Annotated in this window: 16 protein-coding genes; 11 read left to right on the top strand and 5 right to left on the bottom strand. The window is 72.5% G+C overall.

The features are described from left to right. Positions 1-365: 365 nt before the first annotated feature. The 3 genes from rlmN to DEJ32_RS15650 all read right to left on the bottom strand — a co-directional run bounded on the left by rlmN (position 366) and on the right by DEJ32_RS15650 (position 3,703). Positions 366-1,607: a 23S rRNA (adenine(2503)-C(2))-methyltransferase RlmN gene (gene rlmN / locus DEJ32_RS15640; protein WP_110823926.1), complete on the bottom strand. Its 1,242-nt coding sequence runs from the start codon at positions 1,605-1,607 to the stop codon at positions 366-368. Between the two features lie 82 nt (positions 1,608-1,689). Then, positions 1,690-2,604: a C40 family peptidase gene (locus DEJ32_RS15645; protein WP_181420711.1), complete on the bottom strand. Its 915-nt coding sequence runs from the start codon at positions 2,602-2,604 to the stop codon at positions 1,690-1,692. Between the two features lie 334 nt (positions 2,605-2,938). Beyond that, positions 2,939-3,703: a pyridoxamine 5'-phosphate oxidase family protein gene (locus DEJ32_RS15650; protein ID WP_110901961.1), complete on the bottom strand. Its 765-nt coding sequence runs from the start codon at positions 3,701-3,703 to the stop codon at positions 2,939-2,941. A 57-nt stretch (positions 3,704-3,760) separates the two neighbouring features. Here DEJ32_RS15650 and DEJ32_RS15655 point away from each other — a divergent pair, with 57 nt between their 5' ends. Next, positions 3,761-5,245 carry a PLP-dependent aminotransferase family protein gene (locus DEJ32_RS15655; protein WP_146234195.1) on the top strand — a complete coding sequence of 495 codons (1,485 nt, stop codon included), beginning with the start codon at positions 3,761-3,763 and terminating at the stop codon, positions 5,243-5,245. A 51-nt stretch (positions 5,246-5,296) separates the two neighbouring features. Here the strand turns inward: DEJ32_RS15655 and DEJ32_RS16370 are convergent, their stop codons facing one another. Further along, complete coding sequence (locus DEJ32_RS16370; RefSeq protein WP_181419389.1) at positions 5,297-5,470, bottom strand: hypothetical protein; 174 nt, start codon at positions 5,468-5,470, stop codon at positions 5,297-5,299. 247 nt (positions 5,471-5,717) lie between these two features. Then, complete coding sequence (rimK, locus tag DEJ32_RS15665; protein WP_110901963.1) at positions 5,718-6,908, bottom strand: 30S ribosomal protein S6--L-glutamate ligase; 1,191 nt, start codon at positions 6,906-6,908, stop codon at positions 5,718-5,720. Between the two features lie 18 nt (positions 6,909-6,926). On the opposite strand from rimK, the gene DEJ32_RS15670 reads away from it, so the two are divergent. From DEJ32_RS15670 to DEJ32_RS15715, 10 genes are all read left to right on the top strand, one after another. Beyond that, positions 6,927-7,427: a RimK/LysX family protein gene (locus DEJ32_RS15670; protein ID WP_110890596.1), complete on the top strand. Its 501-nt coding sequence runs from the start codon at positions 6,927-6,929 to the stop codon at positions 7,425-7,427. A gap of 129 nt (positions 7,428-7,556) precedes the next feature. Further along, positions 7,557-8,618 (top strand): LacI family DNA-binding transcriptional regulator, encoded by a 1,062-nt coding sequence (locus tag DEJ32_RS15675; RefSeq protein WP_220033043.1) that lies wholly within the window; start codon positions 7,557-7,559, stop codon positions 8,616-8,618. Between the two features lie 37 nt (positions 8,619-8,655). Beyond that, entirely contained in the window at positions 8,656-10,320 is a 1,665-nt protein-coding gene (locus tag DEJ32_RS15680; RefSeq protein WP_110901964.1) for an FAD-dependent oxidoreductase, read from the top strand. 101 nt (positions 10,321-10,421) lie between these two features. Further along, positions 10,422-12,563 carry a hydantoinase/oxoprolinase family protein gene (locus DEJ32_RS15685; protein WP_110901965.1) on the top strand — a complete coding sequence of 714 codons (2,142 nt, stop codon included), beginning with the start codon at positions 10,422-10,424 and terminating at the stop codon, positions 12,561-12,563. Further along, positions 12,560-13,228, top strand: a complete 669-nt coding sequence (locus DEJ32_RS15690) for a hypothetical protein (RefSeq protein WP_220033044.1) — start codon at positions 12,560-12,562, stop codon at positions 13,226-13,228. Before DEJ32_RS15685 ends, DEJ32_RS15690 begins: the two co-directional genes overlap by 4 nt. Positions 13,229-13,230: 2 nt before the next feature. Next, positions 13,231-14,544, top strand: a complete 1,314-nt coding sequence (locus DEJ32_RS15695) for a transporter (RefSeq protein ID WP_110901966.1) — start codon at positions 13,231-13,233, stop codon at positions 14,542-14,544. Between the two features lie 11 nt (positions 14,545-14,555). After that, positions 14,556-16,961, top strand: a complete 2,406-nt coding sequence (locus DEJ32_RS15700; protein ID WP_110901967.1) for a polysaccharide lyase 8 family protein — start codon at positions 14,556-14,558, stop codon at positions 16,959-16,961. Between the two features lie 196 nt (positions 16,962-17,157). Next, positions 17,158-18,813: a catalase gene (locus DEJ32_RS15705; protein ID WP_110901968.1), complete on the top strand. Its 1,656-nt coding sequence runs from the start codon at positions 17,158-17,160 to the stop codon at positions 18,811-18,813. 94 nt (positions 18,814-18,907) lie between these two features. Further along, on the top strand, positions 18,908-19,372 hold the full coding sequence (locus DEJ32_RS15710; protein WP_110901969.1) for a MarR family winged helix-turn-helix transcriptional regulator: 465 nt from the start codon (positions 18,908-18,910) through the stop codon (positions 19,370-19,372). A 78-nt stretch (positions 19,373-19,450) separates the two neighbouring features. Beyond that, a partial coding sequence (locus tag DEJ32_RS15715) for an MFS transporter (RefSeq protein ID WP_110901970.1) occupies positions 19,451-20,680 on the top strand: 1,230 nt, incomplete at its 3' end.

A 20,680-nucleotide genomic window follows, 5' to 3' on the forward strand; every position in this document is an offset into this window, starting at 1 on the left:
TCAAGGACCAGACGCACTCCCCACTCCACACCACCAGGATGCTTCGCCAGAGAGGCTGGCTCGTTGCCCGGGGAAGATCGGAGCCAGACTGCATCTCCCAGGTCGTTGACCCGGTCAGTGTCTCGGCCGTTCCGTTCTCCGCCTCAGCGGCAACGAGTGATTACTTTACGCACGGGTGAACGGGAGCGCCAAGCCAGCTCGACGCCCGGGCGTGTCGTGCCTGCTCCCCTGCTGTGCCGGGCCACGGGCGCCGTGCGTGATCGCGACCACCGACCGTCCCTGGGAACGACGGAAGGCGCAGTGCGTATCCGCACCGCGCCTCCTGTCAGAGCCGTCGTCCAGCTGCCGTGGCCGTCTGCCGGCCGTCAGTCGGCTGCGGCCAGCTGGCCGCACGCGCCGTCGATCTCCTTGCCGCGGGTGTCGCGGAGGGTGGTCGGGATCCCGGCGGCGTTGAGTCGGCGGACGAACTCGTCCTGCACGTGCACCTCGGACGAGGTCCACACGGACCCGGGCGTCGGGTTGAGCGGGATCGGGTTGACGTGCACCCAGCCCTTGCCGCGCTTGTTGAGCTTCTCCGCCAACAGGTCGGCACGCCAGGCGTGGTCGTTCATGTCCTTGATGAGGGCGTACTCGATCGAGACACGACGGCCGGTCTTCACGTAGTAGTTGTGGGCGGCGTCGATCGCCTCGTCGGCCTTCCACTTCGAGTTCACCGGGATGAGCTCGTCGCGGAGTTCGTCGTCGGGCGCGTGCAGCGAGAGCGCGAAGGTCACGGGGATGTCCTCCTCCGCGAGCTTCAGGATCGCCGGCACCAACCCCACGGTCGAGATCGTGATGCCGCGCGCGCTCATGCCGAGGCCGTTCGGCTGCGGCGCGACCATGATGCGCACGGCGTCCATCACCCGCTTGTAGTTCGCGAGCGGCTCCCCCATGCCCATGAACACGATGTTCGTCACGCGCTCGGCGTCGACGCGGTCCTTCCCGCCCTTGCGGGGGTCGCCACCGAGTTCACCGGCCGCGATGGCCTCGTTCGCCCGGACGATCTGCTCGATGATCTCGGCCGTCGACATGTTCCGCGTCAGGCCCGCCTGGCCGGTCGCGCAGAACGGGCAGTTCATCCCGCAGCCGGCCTGCGACGAGACACAGAGCGTGATCCGGCCCGGGTACCGCATGAGCACCGACTCCACCAGGGCCCCGTCGTGCAGCTTCCAGAGGAACTTGATCGTGTCGCCCTTGTCCGTCTCGAGACGACGGGTCTCGGTGAGCAGGGGCGGGAGCATCCCGGCGACGAGTTCCTCGCGCTGGGCAGCCGGCAGGTCGGTCATCTTCGCCGGGTCGGACGTGTAGTGCGTGAAGTAGTGGGTCGCGAGCTGCTTGGCGCGGAACCCGGGCAGGCCGAGCTCCTTCACCTTCGCCTCGCGCTCCTCGACCGTCATGTCGGCCAGGTGCACGGGCGGCTTGCCCCGCTTCGGAGACGCGAACTGCAGCAGGGGTCGCCCGTCGGACCCCGTCGCCTGCTTCCAGCCCTCGGTGCGCGGGCGCACCTGCGGGCGGACGGAGCGTGCTGCGCTCTGCTCCTCGAACGGTGTGCGGGTGTCGGTGGCCATCACTCCAGCTTACGGGAGGCCCGCAACCCTTCGCGAGTCCGCCCACCGATCTCCTGTGGCACCGTTGTACCGACCCCGGTGGTCAGGACCCTGCGGGCAGCAGTCGGGCGAAGTGGTGCGGCATCGAGTACATGGGGACGATGTCGACGACCTCGCCCGGGTGCGGTGCCTGGAGCACGAGTCCCTGCCCGAGGTACAGGCCGACGTGGTCCTCGTTGTCGAAGACCACCATGTCCCCCGGTGCTGCCTCGGACTCCGGGACGGTCGTCGCGACGGCGTCCTGCGTGGGGACGTAGTGCGCGAGCTGGATGCCGACCGCCTGGTACGCCACCATCGTCAGGCCCGAGCAGTCGATGCCCGCGTGGCTGGCCCCGCCCTCGAGGTACGGGTCGCCGAGGTACTGCAGCGCCGTCTGCAGCACCGTCGCGCGGTCTCCACCCGGCGAGAGCGCCGCGGACAGGGCGGCCTGCGCTTGCGCTTCGGTGACGCCGAAGCGGAGGACCAGGGTCGGGTACGACACGACCGACGTCGTCGTGACGCCGTCGGAGGAGATGATCGGGACCTCGACGTCGTGGGCGACGGTGTAGGTCTGCAGCTCCTGGGACGTCGTCGTGGTGGCGGTCGGTGCCGGTGCCGCCGTCGCGGTGTCGGCCGGGATCGACAGGGACAGGGTCGAGGTGATCGCCAGGGCCGGCGCGATGAGCAGGGCGGCACGCTTGGCGGTCGCGGCACGACGGACGTGGCGCGGGTCCGCCGCGCGTTCGGCGCGGAGCGCTGCCGACCGCGAGCGCGCGGTACCGGCCGACGCAGTACCGGCCGTCGCGGTGCCGGCCGACGCGGTGTCGGCCGACGCGGCCTCAGCCAGCGGGGCGACGGCGGCGCGGGCGGTGCTGGACGGCCCGAGGGCCACGACGCGGGCCGGTCGCTCGTGCGCCACGAAGGTGCTGCGGGCAAGGACGGGGCCGGCCGCGGCACGGCGGCCGCGTGCCCGACTCATCGGGGCGGAGGCCCTCGGCCCTGCGACCCTCGCTGCGGGAGCGGTGGCGCGGGAGACGGGGGCGTTGGACGCCGGCGCAACAGGAGCGGTGGCACCGGCGGCGCGGGCGCTCGGAGCGGGGACGCTGGGTGCGGCGGCAGGTCCGGACCGGCGGTCGTCGTCCCGTGCGGGCAGTGCGTGGCGTCCCATGGTTCCTTCCGGGTCTGGACCGCCCCTCGTGCGACGACCCGGGGAGATAACGTATTGGTCACGAACCTGATCCCGGCTGGAGAACCTCGGGGAGTTCCTGCGGTCCGTCACAGACACGCGGTACCGGTCCCGGCCGCTCCCGAGGTCAGGCCCGACCGCCGCCGGAGGCGGGCGACGGGGCGGAGGCGGGCGACGGGGTGGAAGCGAGTCGGGCCTCCCGGCCGGCGCCGGCTCCCGCGAGCCGCGCGGCGAGCGCGACCACGGACGGGTCGGGCGCGGTGGCCGCGGCGGCGGCGAGCGCTCCCGGGACCGGCGCTCCAGCCCGGAGGGCGACCGGCAGGACGCCCGCCCAGACGCGGTGGTCCTCGCCGTCGTCCGGCGCCTCGCCGACGCCGGCCGCCCGGACCTTGACGCTCGCGGCGTCGAGCGGGAGCTGCAGGACCTGTGTCTGCCGGACCTCCTTCGCGGTCATCTCGCGCACCTCGGCGCGGCGGCCGGGCATGAGGTGGTCGGCGACCTGTCGGAGCGCCTCGGCCCGCAGCTCGGTCGGGACCACGGTCGCGCGGCCGACGACCATCGCGCTGCGGTAGTTCGCCGAGCTGTCGAAGGTCGAGCGGGCGAAGACGATGCCGTCCAGGTGCGTGATGGTCGCCGAGACGGGGACGCCCTCCTCCCCGGCGTCGAGGAACAGTCCGCCGCCCGTGGAGCCGTGCAGGAGCAGGACCGGGCCGGCGCCGAGGTCGCCGACGCCGTACAGGTAGGGCAGCACGATCGGGAAGCCGTCGCGGACCAGGCCGACGTGGGCGACGAACCCCTCGGCGAGGACCGCGGAGAGCACGGCGGGGTCGGTCTGCTGCCGGTCGCGGAGACGGCGGACGGTGAGCGAGGGCATGGCGTCGGGAGCGGGCATGCCCCGACGCTAGGGTCAGGACTGGACCAGCGAGTAGACCAGATCGGGGTGTTCGGGATGGACCAGTCGAGCAAGGTGTCGGTGGTCGTCGCACGGGTGCGGTCCCTGGTGCACGACGGGACCCTCCGGGCCGGGGACCCGCTGCCGTCGACGCGGGCGCTGGCCGCCGAACTCGGGGTCGCCCGGGGCACGGTCGTCGCGGCCTACGACCAACTCGACGGCGAGGGCTACATCCGGACCCGGCCGGGTGCGGCAGCGCGGGTCCTCGCGGGATCCGGAGTCCCCGGACCGTCGACCGGACGAGCGCCGGTGCACCTGCACGCCGTGGTCCCCGGGGACACAGGCGACCCCGTCGGCCTCGCCGACCCTTCCCGCCCCGGCGACCCTTCCGACCCCGGCGACCCCGGCAACTCCGGCGACCCCGGCGACCGGGCCGTCGTCGACTGCCGCCCGGGCATCCCCGCCGTCACCGCGATCAGTGACCGGGACTGGCGGGCGGCCTGGCGTGCGGCGGCGGACGCACCGCTCCGCAACGCGCTGTCCGACCCCGCGGGCCTCACCGCGCTCCGCGAGCAGCTCGTCGCGCAACTCGGGCTGGCGCGCGGCTTCACCCCGTCGGTCGCGCGGATCGTCGTCGCCGCCGGGACGTCCGAGGCGCTGTCCCTCGTCGTCGAGGCACTCCGGGCACGCCTCGGCCGCGCTCCGCGCATCGCCGTCGAGGACCCCGGCTACCGTTCCGGCCACCGCGCCCTGACGAGCGCCGGCGCGGAGGTCGTCCCCGTGCCCGTCGGAGCGGACGGCATCGACCTGACCGTGCTCGCCCGGACTCCCGTCGACGCGGTCCTCGTCTCCCCCACCCACCAGTACCCGCTCGGTTCGGTCATGCCGGTCGGACAGCGGCGAGCGCTGCTCGCGCACGCGGCGGCGACGGGGACGGTCGTGCTCGAGGACGACTACGACTCGGAGTTCCGGCACCGGGGCAGTCCGGTCCCGGCCCTCGCCGCGCTCGACACCGACGGCGTGGTCGTGCACCTGGGTGGGTTCTCGAAGACCCTCGACCCACGGCTCCGCTGCGCGTACGTCGTCGTCCCGTCCGGAGCGGTGGGCGCGGCGGTCCTCGCCGCCCGCACGGCCCGGGGCGCGGTGGTCGCCGAGCCGGTGCAGGTCGCGCTCGCGCACCTGCTGCGCACCGGCGCATTCCGTCGGCACCTCGGTCGGATCCGGCGGGACTACACGCACCGGCGCGAACGGATCGCGGTCCGGCTCGCCACGAGCGGGGTCCCCGGCCTGGAGGCACGGGCCCTCACCGGCGGTCTGCACGCGGTGCTGACGTGGCCGGGTCCGGGGACCGGCGCTGCCGTGCTCGCCCGCGCTGCCGCCGATGGCGTCCTGGTGGCCGACCTCGCCGACTACGAGACGGTGCGGGGACGGTCCGGGAACGGGGTCGTGCTCGGGTACGGCACCGTGACGCTGCCGGAACTGGACCGGGCGCTCGACGTCGTGCTCGCGGCGGTCCGGGCGACGGGCGCCGACCCCGGCTGACGTCCGGACGCGGTGTGCCCGACGCTGCACCCGGCTGCCGTCCCGGTGCCGTCAGCGCTGTCGGGCTCGGTCCGCCGGGGTCCGACCGTTGCGCCAGACGTCGTCGATCGACGGCACCGGCACGTCAGCCGGGACCGCCCAACCACGCCGGGCGGCCTTGCGGGCGGATCGGTAGGTGGTGACGTGGATCGGCTCGACGTCACGGTTCGATTCGTACTTCGTCATGGCGTGCTCCCTGTTCACGGTGCCCACCATCCGGTCGGCCGTCCTCCCGGACAGATCACGGATCGCGGGTCACGAGACGAATGCTCTCTTCCGTCCGGACGCTACGCGGCGCCGCTCGCACCGGGACCGCCCCTGCGGGGTGCCCGCGTCATCCGGACGAGGGCCCACGGGTGAACGATCCGGAGCGGCAGGCGGCGGCGGAGGCCGTCCTGCGGTGGTGATCCGGGCCTCCCGGCGGGTGGGGCGGTCAGCTGTCGGACAGGGCGTCCTTCGGGAGCTTCCGCAGCTTCGTGCGACGGCGACGACGGTCCGGGACCATCGACCGCATCTCCTCGAGCTTGCCGAAGCACAGCAGCCGGTCACCGGGTTCGAGGACGACACCGCTCCGCGGGTTCGGGATCACCGCGGTGCCACGGTGCAGCGTGAGCACCGTGATGTCGCGGTCCCAGAGGCCCGAGTCCTTGATCGTCTTGCCGACGAGGTCCGCGTTCGTGTGCACGAGCAGTTCGGCGACGCCGTACCCGGTCGAGACGCTGAGGCGCTGGCGGACGTCGATCTCCGGGAACGCCACCTGGTTCGCGATGTAGTCGATGACCGCACCGGCGACGTCGAGCCCGGTGGCACGCTCGATGCCCTCGAGGCCCGGGGAGGAGTTGACCTCCATGACGAGCGGGCCGTCGTTGCCCTCGAGCATGTCCACGCCCGCGATCCGCAAGCCCATGATCTGGGCGGAGCGGACCGCGGCCTCCTCGTACTCGGGCGTCAGCGTGACCTGTTCGACGGTGCCGCCGCGGTGCACGTTCGACCGGAACTCGTCCCCGGAGGCGCTCCGACGCATGGCGGCGACGACGCGGTCACCGACGACGAGGGCACGGATGTCCTTCCCGCGGCTCTCGGCGATGAAGCGCTGGATGAGGACGTTCTGCTTCGTCGAGTGCAGGGTCTCGACGATCGACTCCGCGACCTTGGCCTCCGGGGCGAGGATGACGCCGATGCCCTGCGTGCCCTCGAGCAGCTTGATGACGACCGGTGCACCCCCGACCCGCTCGATCGCGCCGCGGACGTCCGCCCGGCTGTTGACGAACGTCGTCGCCGGCATCCCGATGTCGTGGCGGGACAGGATCTGGTTCGCCCGGAGCTTGTCACGCGAGTTCGTGATGCCGTTCGCCGTGTTCGGCGTGTACACGTCCATCTGCTCGAACTGCCGCACCACCGCGGTGCCGTAGTACGTGATCGAGTTGCCGATGCGCGGCAGGACGGCGTCGTAGTCGGACAGCAGCTTGCCGCGGTACTGCAGGTCGGGCTGCTCGCCGGTCAGGTCGATCGCGAAGCGGAGGGTGTTCAACACCTTGACGGTGTGACCGCGCTCGGCGGCGGCGGTGCGGAGGCGCTGCGTCGAGTACGCGTGCGGAGCGCGCGACAGGATGGCGAGTTTCATCACTGCCAAGATAGGGGCATGGCCGACTCCGCGAAGCGCTCCGACAGCGCCCGGGCGGCGTCCCGCGTGCCGATCGTCGCGGGGTGGCGCGAGTGGGCGGCCCTGCCCGACATCGGCGTCCCGTGGATCAAGGTCAAGCTCGACACCGGGGCAAGGAGTTCGGCACTGCACGCCTTCGACATCGAGGAGCTGCCCGGCGGACGGGTCCGGTTCTCGGTGCACCCGTGGCAGGACTCCGACGCGGACCCCCAGACGGTCGAGTGCGACGTCCACGACCGCCGGGTGATCCGCAGCTCGAGCGGCCACACCCAGGAGCGCATCGTCGTGCTCATGTCGATCGAGCTCGCCGGGCGGACCGTCCTGTCGGAGACGACGCTGAGCAACCGTGACCAGATGGGCTTCCGGATGCTCGTCGGGCGCGAGGCGCTGCGGCAGGGGTTCGTCGTCGACCCGGCGCGGTCGTTCATGGCCGGACGGGCACCGAAGGCCGTGCGGCGGCGCAACCGCGGACGGACCTGACGACCCTTCGAGCCGTCGCGGACTGACCGCGATCGATCCTTTTTCCACTGCTCATACGTATGAGCTCTTTTTCTGTCCTACGGTCGTACGCACCACCTCGACGACGAGACCGATCGGAGCGCAGACCGCATGAGCACGACCACGCGCGTCACCCAGCGGATGATCGCCGACATGGCCGGCGTCAGCCAGTCCACCGTTTCGCTCGTGCTCAACGGCAAGGCCGACGAGGCCCGCCGGATCCCCGCCGCCACCCGGGACCGCGTGCTCGAGGTCATCCGTGAGACCACCTACGTCGCGAACCCGGTCGCCCGCAGCCTCGTCGGCGCAGCCACCGGACTGATCGGGGTCTTCACCTACGAGCCGGCGTTCCCCAACCGCTCGTCCGACTTCTACACGCCGTTGCTCACGGGAATCGAGAGCGCCGCCGAGGGCGTCGGAGCCGATCTGCTGCTCTTCACGAGCACCCCCGTCGTCGACGGTCGCCGCCGTCTCTTCCACGAGTCGAACCGCCTCCGGCTCGCGGACGGTTGCATCCTGCTCGGTCGGGAGATGGACCCGGACGAACTCGAACGGCTGCTCGACTCCACGTACCCGTTCGTCGCGATCGGGCGACGCGAGGCCGCAGACGGCCGCGTGCCCTACGTCGGCGTCGACTACGTCAGCGCGACGCACGCCCTCGCCGTCCGCGCACTCGAGCTCGGGCACCGGCGCTTCGGCCTCCTCCGGCTACCGCAGACCGCCGAGTCCAGCCGTGACCGCCGGGCAGGCATCGTCGCAGCCGCCGCCGCGGGTAGCGCCACCGTCGCCGAGGCCGAGGTGACCCCGAACCGGACCGTGACAGACGCCTGGGCGTCGATCCGGTCCTCCCGGCCGAGCGTCGTGTTCGTCGAGGACCCGGCCGACGCGCACGAGCTGCACGCCCGGCTCGCCGCGGACCGCGTCGCCGTCCCCGAGGACCTGTCGGTGGTCGTGCTCGGCGAGCACAACCGAGCCGCCGACGGCCCCGCCGACTTCACACGCCTGCGCGCTCCCCGCACCGAACTCGGCGCACGCGCGGTCCGGGCGCTCACCGACGTCCTGGAGGCGCGCCGCGCGGCCCCTGCACCGAGCACGTCCGCCGGACCGCCGGTCCAGGAACTCCTCGACTGCAGCCTCGTGCGCGGCGCCACTCTCGTCGCGCCCGCGGTCTGACGCCTCCCGACCACACCCTCGACCACCCAGGAGCACCATGTCCAACACCACCCCCGACCGCCCGTCCGAGACCGTCGCGACGCTCCGCGCCGACGTCGTGATCGTCGGCGGCGGCCTCGGTGGCGTCGCCGCAGCGATCGCCGTCTGCCGCTCCGGTCGCACCGCGGTGCTCACCGAGGAGACCGACTGGTTGGGCGGCCAGCTCACCAGCCAGGCGGTGCCGCCGGACGAGCACCCGTGGGTCGAGCAGTTCGGCGTCACCGCGAGCTACCGCGCGCTGCGGGACGGCATCCGCGACCACTACCGCCGCGTCTACCCACTCCGGCAGGAGGCCGCAGCACTGCCCGACCTCAACCCGGGTGCCGGCCGGGTCAGCAAGCTGTGCCACGAGCCCCGCGTCGCGGTCGCGGTCATCGACGAGCTCCTGCAGCCGTACCGGAGCGCAGGTCGGCTGACGGTCCTGCTCGAGCAGCGGCCGGTTGCGGCCGGCAGCGACGGCGACCGGTGCACGGACGTGACGGTCGTGGGCGCGGACGGCCGCCGCACGCGGCTCGAGGGCGCGTTCGTCCTCGACGCGACCGAGACAGGCGAGGTCCTGCCGCTGGCGGGCGTGGAGCACGTGGTCGGCGCGGAGGCCCGCAGCGAGCACGACGAACCCCACGCGCCCGAGACGGCCGAGCCCGGCAACCAGCAGGGCATCACGTTCTGCTTCGCCGTCTCGCACCACGAGGGCGAGGACCACACCATCGAGCGTCCGGCGATGTACGACTTCTGGCGCTCCTACCAGCCGGACTTCTGGCCGGCGCCGCTCCTCGGGTTCCTGGCGCCCGACCCGCGCACGCTCGAGGCGCACCCGCGGACGTTCGCACCGAACCCGGACACCGACCCGCTCGCGGTGAGCGCCGACCAGAGCGCGGACGCCGGCGACAAGGAGCTGTGGGGCTTCCGCCGGATCCTCGCCCGCAAGCTGTTCACCGAGGGCACCTTCGACTCCGACATCTGCCTGGTGAACTGGCCGCTCAACGACTACTGGCTCAAGCCGCTCATCGGCGCGGGCGAGGACCTCGCCGCCGACGCCGCGACCGCGGAGCAGGCCGTGCACGAGGCGCGCCAGCTCTCGCTCTCCGTCCTGTACTGGCTGCAGACCGAGGCGCCCCGCGCCGACGGCGGCACCGGGTTCCCGGGGCTCAGGCTCCGCGGCGACGTCACCGGCGGTGCCGACGGGCTCGCGAAGGCACCGTACGTCCGCGAGTCCCGGCGCATCCGGGCTGTCACCACGATCCGCGAGCAGGACGTCGCGGCCGAGATCGTCGGCGTCACCGGCCGCACCCGCTACCGGGACTCGGTGGGCGTCGGCAGCTACCGGCTCGACCTGCACCCGTCGACCGGCGGTGACAACTACGTCGACGTCCCGAGCGTGCCGTTCGAGATCCCGCTCGGTGCCCTCGTGCCGCAGCGCGTCCGGAACGTGCTGCCGGCCGGCAAGGACCTCGGCACCACGCACATCACGAACGGCTGCTACCGGCTGCACCCCGTCGAGTGGAACGTCGGCGAGGTCGCCGGTGCCCTGGCGGTGCACTGCATCGAGCACGACCTCGACCCGCAGGACGTCCAGGCGGACGACGAGCGGTTCGCCGTGTTCGCCGCCGAGCTCGACCGCGCCGGTGTCGAGCGGCGCTGGCCCGAGGTCCAGGGCTACTGAGCCGACCGGAGCGGGGGCGCGCGACGCCCCTGCTCCCCGGCACCCACTCCTCCCTCCCGAAGTACTCCCCCGATCCCACCCCGCAGGAAGGTCACGACGACGTGGAACCCAACGCACTGCGCATCGGCATCGACGTCGGTGGCACGTTCACCGACGCCGTCGCCATCGACGCCGCCACGCTCCGGCTCATCGGCCAGGCCAAGACACCGACGAGCCACGACCACCCCGACGGTGTCGCGCACGGCATCGTCACCGCGCTCCACGAACTGCTCGCGACGATCGGCCGGTCGCCGGGCGACGTCGTGTTCCTGGCGCACGGCACCACCCAGGCGACGAACGCGCTGCTCGAGGGCGACGTCGCGCCGGTCGGGATGATCGGCATCGGGCGGGGCCCCGCCGGCTTCTTCGCGAAGCGGCTGCGCCGACTCGGCCGGATCGAGATCGCCGACGGCAAGCGCCTCCCGGTGTCGTACGAGCACCTCCGACAGGCGGACGACGACGCAGCGCTCGCGGGCGTCCTGGACCGGTTTGAGGCCGCGGGCATCGAGTCCGTCGTGGTCACCGAGCCGTTCTCGGTCGATGACGCGATCGGCGAGGAGCGCGTCGCCGCCGCCGCCCGCCAGCGCGGCTTCCTCGTCACCGCGACGCACGAGATCACGTCGCTGTACGGGCTGAGCAAGCGCACCCGCACGGCCGTCCTCAACGCGGTGATCCTGCCGCGGATGTTCGCCACGGCCGACCTGGTCCAGGCGAGCATCGACGCCGCGGGGATCACCGCGCCGCTCATGGTGATGCGGTGCGACGGCGGTGTGATGTCCCTCGACGAAATGCGCCGACGCCCGCTGCTCACCGTGCTGTCGGGTCCCGCGGCCGGCGTCGCCGGGGCGCTCATGCAGGAGAAGCTGAGCGACGGGCTCTTCCTGGAGACCGGCGGCACCTCGACCGACATCTCGGTGATCCGCCGCGGCAAGGTCGCCGTGCAGTACACCGAGTTCGGCGGCAGCTCCACGTACCTGTCCGCGCTCGACGTCCGCACCGTCGGCGTCGGCGGCGGGTCGATGGTGCGCATCCGGACGTCCGGGTCGGCCCACGTCACGCACGTCGGTCCGCGCAGCGCCCACATCGCCGGGCTCCCCTACGCCTGCTTCGCGCCGGTCGAGCAGCTGCGGGGTGCCCGGCTCGCCACGATCGCGCCGCTCGACGGCGACCCGGCCGACTACGCTGTGCTCGACACGGACACCGGACGGCTCGCGATCACGATGACCTGCGCGGCGAACGCGCTCGGGCTCGTGCCCGAGGACGACTACGCGCACGCGCCGGCGGAGTCGGCCCGCGCCGCACTGGCACCGCTCGCCGCCGCGCTCGGCACGGACGTCCCGGGAGCCGCGCGTGCCGTCCTCGACGCCGGCGTCGCCCCGGTGCTCGAGGTCGTCGAGAAGATGGTCGACGACTACGGCATCGCGAAGGACGACGTGCTCCTGGTCGGTGGCGGCGGCGGGGCGGCGTCGGTCACCCCGCACGCCGGTGCCCGGCACGGCGCCGCGTGGCGCATCGCCGACCACAGCGAGGTCATCAGCCCGATCGGCGTCGCCCTGGCGCTCATTCGCGAGCAGGTCGAGCGGGTGATCCCCGGCGCGACCGACGACCAGATCCTCGCGGTGCGCCGGGAGGCCGAGCAGGCCGTCATCGCGCAGGGGGCCGCGCCCGCCGAGGTGTCGGTGGACGTCACGGTCGACCCGCAGTCGAACACGGTGCGTGCGGTCGCGACCGGGGCGACCGAACTGCGGACGCAGGACCGGACCCAGCGCCGCACGGACGGCGAGCTGCGCGCGATCGCCGCGGAGGGCCTCCAGGTCGACGCCGCCGCGGTCCGTGTCCTCGCCGCCACCGACAACCACGTCGTGTTCGGTGGGCCGGAGCGCCGCCGGTTCCTCCGGAAGCCGACCCACCCGGTGCGGGTCCTCGACCGGGACGGGGTGGTCCGGTTCGCCTCGGCGGACGCCCGGGTGCAGCAGAGCACCGTCGGCGCCGGCGCCGGATCGCTCCCGGAGCTCATCGCCGAGCACACCGCGTACGGGGACGGCGGGTCGCGGGCACCCGCACTGCAGCTGCTCATCGGCCCACGCATCGCCGACCTGTCCGGGGTGCTCGACGAGTCCCAGCTGATCTCCCTGGCCCGCACCGAGGTCGAGGGGCAGGACCGGTCCGAAGCACTCGTCGCCGTCCTCGAGGTGCGGTCGTGAGCACCCTCGCAGCGGTCCTCCCGGCCGACCGTCGGCGGATCGGCGCGCTCGCGGACCGTTCGGACGACGCTCTCGGGGTCATGCTGCTCCGGGGGACGCCGACGAACGAGACCAGGTCGGAGGAGCAGCTCGCGGAGTTCAGCCTTCGAGCCGCAGCGTTCGGCGTCGCGCTGGCCGATCGGACCAGCGCACCGTCCTCCGGCGGGTCGGCGGACGGGTCCTCGGGGGCGATCCGCGTCGTCGAACGCGGCGGCGGCCTGGCCCAGGGCGGGCTGCTCGCCCGGTACGGCTCCCGTGACCACCGCGTCGAGCTGTTCACCGACACCGTCGACTTCTGCGAGCGCCTCGTGGACGACCTCGACTGGCGCCGGTGGTTCCCGTCCGGCAGCGTCCGCGCGGCTGCCGTGGAACACGAGCGCGCGCACCACCTCGTGACCGCGGACCGGTCGCGGGACCTCCGTGCCGCGCTCGGGCTGCAGGTCCTCCGCATCGGCCGGTTGCGCCGCTTCGGCACCGTCGCCGGTGCCGACGAGGTCGCGGCGCACGCCTTCGCGGCCCGCAGCGTCGGTCTGGGCCGCTCCCCGCTCCTCCTCACCGCGGCCGCGCAGGCCGCCCTCGCGACGCGCACCGGCGCGCGTCGCGCTCCGACCACCAGGGAGAACTGACCATGGGCATCGCCATCATCGTCGTCATGGCCATCGGCGTCGCGCTGATCCTGACCGGCAAGGTCCCCACCGCGTTCGCGCTCGTGCTGCTCGCCGTCGCGATCGCCCTCGTGTCCGGCGCACCGTTCGTCGGCGCCGAGAACAGCGTCCTCAGCACCGTGCTGCAGGACGGCGCCATCCGGCTCGCGTCCACCATGATCGCGATCCTGCTCGGGTCGTGGCTCGGGTCGCTCATGCGCGACACCGCGATCGCCAGCACGCTGGTGCGGAAGACCGTCGAGTTCGGCGGCGACCGTCCCGTCGTCGTCGCGCTCGGGGTCCTCGTGATCTCGGCGCTGTGCGGTGCGGTGACCGGGTCGGCGCCCGCCGCCCTGCTCGCCGGTGTCATCGGCATCCCCGCGATGATCGCCGTCGGCGTGCCGAAGGTCACGGCCGCCGGCACCATCCTGATGGGCATCGGGGCCGGCGTACCGTTCGAGCTGCCGGTGTGGCAGTTCTTCTCGACCGCGCTCGACCTGCCGGTCGCCGACGTGCGCTCCTTCATGGTGCTGCTGTTCCCGTTCGCCGCCGCCGCGGCGGTCGTCTACGTGCTGGTCGAGACACGGCGGCGCGGGAGCGTGCACCAGTGGACCCTCGCGTCCATGTCCGACGCGGACGCGAGCGCCGGCGCTCCCGCCGCCGACACGCGCAGCCGGCGGCAGCGCCTCGGCGACGCACCCTGGTTCGCCCTGCTCACGCCGCTCGTGCCGATCGTGCTCGCCCTCGTCCTGCAGGTCCCGATCATCCCGTCGCTCCTGGCCGGTGTGCTGTTCGCCGTCCTCACCACGACCCCGCCGCGGCTCATCGCCACCCGCATGCTCCGCTCGCTGTACGACGCGTTCCAGGTGGCCGCGCCGCCGATCGCCCTCTTCATCGCGATCGGCATGCTGCTCGCGGCGGTCGGGCTTCCCGGTGCGGTCTCCGCGCTGCGGCCGATCGTCGAGGCCGTCGCCCCGACGAACGTCGTGCTCTACGTGGTCGTGTTCTCGGTGCTCGTCCCGCTGTGCCTGTACCGCGGCCCGCTGAACATCTTCGGGCTCGGTGCCGGGATCGCCGGCGCGATGACCGCGATCGGCTTCTACTCGCCGATGGCCGTCCTCGGCTTGATGACGTCGTACAACCAGGTGTTCGGCGTGGCCGACCCGACGAGCACCCAGACCGTGTGGGCCGCGCAGTACTCGGGCGTGACCCCGCAGCAGGTGATGGTGCGCGTCCTCCCCTACGTCTGGGTGGTCGCCATCGCCGGCATCGTCCTGTCCGCCGTCCGTTACCTCTGAGAGGCACCGTCATGACCGAGTCAGCACAGCCCTCCGGCCCCTCGCGACGCACCGTCCTCGTCGGGGCAGCGGCCGTCGCCGCCCTCGCCGGCACCGGGTCGCTCGTGCCGGGCACCGCCGCCCGGGCCGTCGGCACCGCCGCGGTCTCCCCCTTCGCGACCGTCCGGTCGCAGTGGCTCGCCACCCTCATCGGTGACGTCGACCTCGGCGACCCGGTCGTCGCGCGGTACGTGGCCGATCTCGCCGCGGCGGCGGCACCGGTCTGGGACGCCCTCGACACCGGCGCCGGCCGCACGTACCTCTGGGCCGACCTCGACAGCAGTTCGACGTCGGCGCTGCAGACGACCGCGATCGGCCGTCTCCGGACCCTCGCGCTCGCGCTGAAGACCCCCGGCAGCGCCCTCACCGGCGACGCGACGCTCGCGGCAGACCTCGTGTCGGCGTTCGACTGGTTCCTCGCGAACAAGTACGGCGGCGGTGTGCGCCGGTACGACAACTGGTGGGACTTCCAGATCGGCATCCCGCTCGCCCTCAACGACGTCTGCCTGCTGCTGCACGACCAGCTGTCGGCCGCGCAGATCGACACCGCGATGACGGCGATCCGGAAGTACGCGCCGGATCCCAGGGTGACGGCAGAGATGACGTCGACCGGTGCGAACCGCAACTGGGCGTGCTCGATCGCCATCGTCCGCGGGGCGCTGAGCGAGGACGGCGCGGTGATCGCCGACGCGAAGAACGCGTACGCCCCCGTGTTCGACTACGCGACCAGCGGCGACGGCTTCTACCCCGACGGCGGCTTCGTCCAGCACGAGTACCACCCGTACAACGGCAGTTACGGCTTCTCGCTGCTGCAGTACCTGACCTACAGCATGCTCGCGGTCCGGGGGACGCAGTGGGCGTTCACCGCGGCGCGGCTCGACCGGGTCGTGGACTGGGTCGAGGACAACTTCCGACCGTGGATCTACGCCGGGGCGTTCATGGACATGACCCGGGGACGGGCGCTGTCGCGGTTCTACCAGACCGACCACCGCCTCGGGCACCTCACGGTGGCGACGCTGGTGCAGTTCGCCGACGTGCTGCCGACGTCGGACGCGGCCGCCCTGCGGTCGGTGTGCAAGGGGTGGATCGCCGCGGACACCACCCAGCCGTACTTCGCCTACGACGATGTCCCGATCGAGCAGGTCCGGATCCCGTCGATCGTCCGGGGCCGCGCGCTCGTCGCCGACGCGGCGGTGCCGACCGCGGCCGAGTCGACCCGGTCGGTCGTGGCGACGTCGATGGCCCGCGCAGTCCATCGCCGCCCGGGCTTCGCCCTCGGCATCGCGATGGACAGCACGACCATCAAGCCGTACGAGACCGCCAACGACGAGAACCTGCAGGGCTGGTACACCGGCGAGGGCGCCACCTACCTGTACCTGCCGGGGAAGCCCGGCCACTGGGCGAACCAGTACTGGCCGACCGCCGACAAGTACCGGATCCCCGGCACCACCGTGCAGGTCAAGCCGCTCGCCCTCGGCGCCGGTCGGGGGTCGACGAACACGTGGACCGGCGGCGTCGTGCAGGACGACGTCTCCGTCGTCGGCATGGGGCTGTCGTTCGCCAAGCAGACGCTGCGGGCCCGCAAGTCGTGGTTCGGCTTCGGAGACGTCGTGCTGCACCTCGGCGCGGGCATCACCAGCTCGGACGGCGTCCGCGTCGAGACCGTCGTCGAACAGCGGAACACCGGTCCGGACGGCCAGACGGTCCCGGTGGTCGACGGACGCGCAGCACTCACCACGCCGAGCAGCACGGCGACGACGCTCACCCCGCGGTGGGTGCACGTCCCCGGCACCGGCGGCTACGTCTTCCCGGCGGGCACCGCGGTCCGCGCACTCCGCGAGGACCGCTCCGGTCGCTGGACCGACATGGACCACCGCGGCACCTACGAGGACGACACCACCCGTACTCGCCGCTTCGTGACACTCTGGCTCGACCACGGAGTCGACCCGACGGACGCGACCTACTCCTGGCTTCAGCTGCCGGGTGCGACGCAGGCGCAGGTGTCGGCGGCTGCCGCGTCGGACGACGTGGTGGTGCTCGCGAACACCGCGAGCCTCCAGGCCGCTCGGCAGATCAGTACCGGCGTGACCGCACTCACCGCCTGGGCCAGCGGGACCCCCGCGATCGGTGGCTCACGCATCGACCGCACGGGGTGCGTGGTCGTGCGCCGGGACAGCGACGGTGTCGTGGTGTCGGTGAGCGAGCCGACACAGCGGTTGACGGGAGTGGTCACCATCACCGTCGACGGCCCTGCCGGTGCGCTGCGGTCCGTCGACCCGCGCATCACGGTGCGGTCGACCAGCCCTGACCTCGTGCTGACGGTCGACGTGTCCGGTGCTGCCGGCAAGACCGCGACGGCTCGGTTCGACGCCGCTTGACGGGATGGCTGTCCGAGCGGGCAGGAGGCTCGTGGCCGCAGCGCCACGAGCCTCGTGTCCGACATCGCAGGGGCGAGGCACCATCGATCGCCACCGACCTGACGACCCCCTGAGCGCTGGGAACAGCCGTCCGGCCCGCAGGCCACACTCGGGCGTGAACCCGAGTCCGTGACCAGAACGCAGAGAGGACGACGCCATGACCGACGTCTCCAGCCAGCCACCCGCCGAGGGTGACGACCGCCGGGTGCTCACCAACCGGCAGGGCCACCCCGTCTACGACAACCAGAACCAGCGCACGGTCGGAGCCCGTGGCCCGGCGACGCTCGAGAACTACCAGTTCCTCGAGAAGATCAGCCACTTCGACCGCGAGCGGATCCCGGAGCGGGTCGTGCACGCCCGCGGTGCGGTCGCCTTCGGGTACTTCGAGGCCACCGGCACCTGGGGTGACGAGCCGATCGCGCAGTACACCCGCGCGAAGCTCTTCCAGGAGGCCGGCAAGCGCACCGACGTCGCCATCCGGTTCTCGACCGTGATCGGTGGACGCGACTCGTCCGAAGCCGCTCGCGACCCCCGCGGCTTCGCCGTGAAGTTCTACACCGAGGACGGCAACTGGGACCTCGTCGGCAACAACCTCGGGGTGTTCTTCATCCGCGACGCCATCAAGTTCCCGGACGTCATCCACTCCCTCAAGCCGGACCCCGTCACGTTCCGCCAGGAGCCCGCGCGCATCTTCGACTTCATGTCCCAGACGCCCGAGTCGATGCACATGCTCGTCAACCTGTTCAGCCCGCGCGGCATCCCCGCGAACTACCGGACGCAGCAGGGCTTCGGCGTGAACACCTACAAGTGGGTGAACGGCGACGGCGACACGAAGCTCGTCAAGTACCACTGGATCCCGTCGGTCGGCGTCAGCTCGATGACCGAGGCCGACGCAGCCGTCGTGCAGGGCAGCGACCTCGGCCACGCGTCGAAGGACCTGTACGAGGCGATCGAGCGCGGTGAGTACCCGGAGTGGGAACTCCGCGTGCAGCTCATGGACGACCACGACCACCCCGAGCTCGACTTCGACCCGCTCGACGACACGAAGGTCTGGCCCGAGAACGAGTTCCCGCCGAAGGTCGTCGGCAAGATGGTCCTGAACCGGAACGTCACGAACCACTTCGCCGAGAACGAGCAGCTCTCGTTCGGCACGGGCGTGCTGGTGGACGGCCTCGACTTCTCCGACGACAAGATGCTCGTCGGCCGCACGTTCTCGTACTCGGACACGCAGCGGTACCGCGTCGGCCCGAACTACCTGCAGCTGCCGGTGAACGCCCCGAAGAACGGGAACGTCGCCACGAACCAGCGCGACGGGCAGATGGCGTACCACCAGGACCACGGTGGCGAGAACCCGCACGTCAACTACGAGCCGTCGATCACCGGCGGGCTGCGCGAGGCCGAGTACCCGACGCACGACGACCAGGGGCCCGAGATCGTCGGTCGTCTCACCCGCAAGCGCATCCCGCGGACGAACGACTACACGCAGGCCGGTCAGCGCTACCTGCTCCTCGAGGACTGGGAGCGTGACGACCTGGTCGCCAACTTCGTCGACCTCATCTCGCAGGCGGCCCGGCCCGTGCAGGAGCGCATGCTCTGGCACTTCTACATGGTCGAGGACGACCTCGGTCGCCGCGTCGGCGAGGGCCTCGGCATCACGCTCGACGAGGTGAAGGACCTGCCGCCGCTGCAGTCCCAGACCCTCGACGAGGCCGAACTCGCGCGCCTGGCGAACCTCGGCCACAACGGGCCCCGGGACGTCGACGGCCTGATGATGACGCACTGCGTTCCGGACGAGCGCGCCGTGCGCGTCTGAGACGCGACCACGGTCGGACGGGAGGCCCGGTGCCAGCTGGCACCGGGCCTCCCGTCTGCACGACCAGGCGGCGTCCGTCCGGCAGGATGGGCGCATGCCACACGCACCATCAGCGGGCATCGACGAACTGCTCGCGGCCTCGCGCGGACTGCTCGGGGTCGTCGCCCGGTCACTCGCCCCCGCGCTCGAGCACGTCACGGTCCCGCAGTTCCGGCTCGTCGTCCTCGTGACGACCCTCGGACCCACACGATCGGGTGACCTCGCCGAGCGACTCGCGGTCGGTCCGTCGACCCTGACCCGGATCGTCGACAGGCTGGTCGAGGACGGGTGGGTCGAGCGGTTGCCGAGCACGGAGAGCCGCCGCGAGGTCCTCGTCGGCGCGACCGAGCGAGGACGAGCACTGGTCGCCGACGTGATGGACCGGCGACGAGTGGAGATCGTCGGGCTCCTCGACGCCGTGCCGGAGGACGAGCGCGCGAGCGTCGTCGCGGGGGCCGCGGCGCTCCGGCGGGCGATGCACGAACCGCTGCCGGAAGAGATCTCGGCGTTCGGCGGCTGAGCGCCCGCTCCGGTCGGCGCACCCGGCCGCCCGCCGTCACGGAGGAATGACCGGCGACCGCCCGCGCTTGTGGCGTCCATGACCACCACCTCCACCCGCCGCGGCTGGCTGAGCGTCCTGTCGGTCGCCCTCGGCTCGTTCGTCCTCGTGCTCTCGGAGTTCCTGCCGATCGGCCTGCTGCCGTCCATCGCGCGCGACCTGCACGTCGACATCGGGACCGCCGGCCTGATGGTGGTGTTCACGGGTCTCACCGGCGCCGTGGCCGCTCCGGTCGTGACGGTCGCCACCTCGCGCCTCGACCGCCGGACGGTGCTGCTCGCCCTGACCGTCCTGCTGGTCGTGGCGGACGCCCTCGCCGCGGTCGCGCCCACCTTCGGTGTGCTGCTCGTCGCCCGGATGCTGCTCGGTGTCGGGATCGGCGGCTTCTGGGCCATCGGTGCGGGCATCGCCGGGAGGCTCGTGGAACCGTCCGCCGTGATCCGCGCGACGTCCTTCATCACCGCGGGCGTCTCCGTCGCCACGGTGGTGAGCCTGCCGCTCGGTGCCTTCGTCTCGTCGCTCGCGAGTTGGCGTCTCGCCTTCGTGATCGGTGGCGCGCTCGGCCTGGTCGCGCTGGTGCTCCAGATCGCGATGCTGCCGAGCATCCCGTCCTCGCAGCGGGTGCGGTTCGCGACGCTCGCGGGTCTGCTCCGGGTGCAGCGTGCCCGCGTCGGCCTCATCGCGGCCGCGTTCCTCTTCGTCGCACAGTTCGCCGCCTACACGTACGTGGCGCCCTACCTGGAGGAGCTCGTCCGGGTCGGGCCGGACACGGTCACCCTGGCGCTGCTCGTGTTCGGCATCGCCGGCATCGCGGGGAACTTCGTCGCAGGCGTCACGCTGAGCCGGAACGTCATCGGCACCATCGGTGTCGCGAAGACCGTCCTCGCCGCGGCCGTCGTCCTGCTGCCGTTCGCGGCGCACTCGGTCGTCGGCGTGTTCGCGCTGCTCGTGGTGTGGGGCTTCGTCTGGGGCGCCCTGCCGCTCGGCACGCAGACCTGGATGTCGACGGCCTCACCGGCGGGGGCGGAGAGCGGGCTGGCGTTGTTCGTCACGACGATCCAGCTCGCGATCGCCGCCGGGTCGGTCCTGGGCGGCGCGGCCGTGACGTCGTTCGGGCTGTCGGCGGACTTCTGGTTCTCCGGCGCGGTCGCCGTGGTCGGCGCGGTCGTGCTGCTGACGCTCGGGTTGCGCCGGTCGAGCGCGATCCCCCAGGCGGGGACACCGACGGCTCCCACGCCGGTCCCGATGCCCTGTCTCTTATACACATCT

The sequence above is a fragment of the Curtobacterium sp. MCPF17_046 genome (assembly GCF_003224295.1).
Lineage (GTDB): Bacteria > Actinomycetota > Actinomycetes > Actinomycetales > Microbacteriaceae > Curtobacterium.

Bases quoted from the DNA above. Each gene is read 5' to 3' on its own strand.
- rlmN (WP_110823926.1), bottom strand. From the start codon at position 1,607: ATGGCCACCGACACCCGCACACCGTTCGAGGAGCAGAGCGCAGCACGC.
- DEJ32_RS15645 (WP_181420711.1), bottom strand. From the start codon at position 2,604: ATGAGTCGGGCACGCGGCCGCCGTGCCGCGGCCGGCCCCGTCCTTGCC.
- DEJ32_RS15650 (WP_110901961.1), bottom strand. From the start codon at position 3,703: ATGCCCGCTCCCGACGCCATGCCCTCGCTCACCGTCCGCCGTCTCCGC.
- DEJ32_RS15655 (WP_146234195.1), top strand. From the start codon at position 3,761: ATGGACCAGTCGAGCAAGGTGTCGGTGGTCGTCGCACGGGTGCGGTCC.
- DEJ32_RS16370 (WP_181419389.1), bottom strand. From the start codon at position 5,470: ATGACGAAGTACGAATCGAACCGTGACGTCGAGCCGATCCACGTCACC.
- rimK (WP_110901963.1), bottom strand. From the start codon at position 6,908: ATGAAACTCGCCATCCTGTCGCGCGCTCCGCACGCGTACTCGACGCAG.
- DEJ32_RS15670 (WP_110890596.1), top strand. From the start codon at position 6,927: ATGGCCGACTCCGCGAAGCGCTCCGACAGCGCCCGGGCGGCGTCCCGC.
- DEJ32_RS15675 (WP_220033043.1), top strand. From the start codon at position 7,557: ATGAGCACGACCACGCGCGTCACCCAGCGGATGATCGCCGACATGGCC.
- DEJ32_RS15680 (WP_110901964.1), top strand. From the start codon at position 8,656: ATGTCCAACACCACCCCCGACCGCCCGTCCGAGACCGTCGCGACGCTC.
- DEJ32_RS15695 (WP_110901966.1), top strand. From the start codon at position 13,231: ATGGGCATCGCCATCATCGTCGTCATGGCCATCGGCGTCGCGCTGATC.
- DEJ32_RS15700 (WP_110901967.1), top strand. From the start codon at position 14,556: ATGACCGAGTCAGCACAGCCCTCCGGCCCCTCGCGACGCACCGTCCTC.
- DEJ32_RS15705 (WP_110901968.1), top strand. From the start codon at position 17,158: ATGACCGACGTCTCCAGCCAGCCACCCGCCGAGGGTGACGACCGCCGG.
- DEJ32_RS15710 (WP_110901969.1), top strand. From the start codon at position 18,908: ATGCCACACGCACCATCAGCGGGCATCGACGAACTGCTCGCGGCCTCG.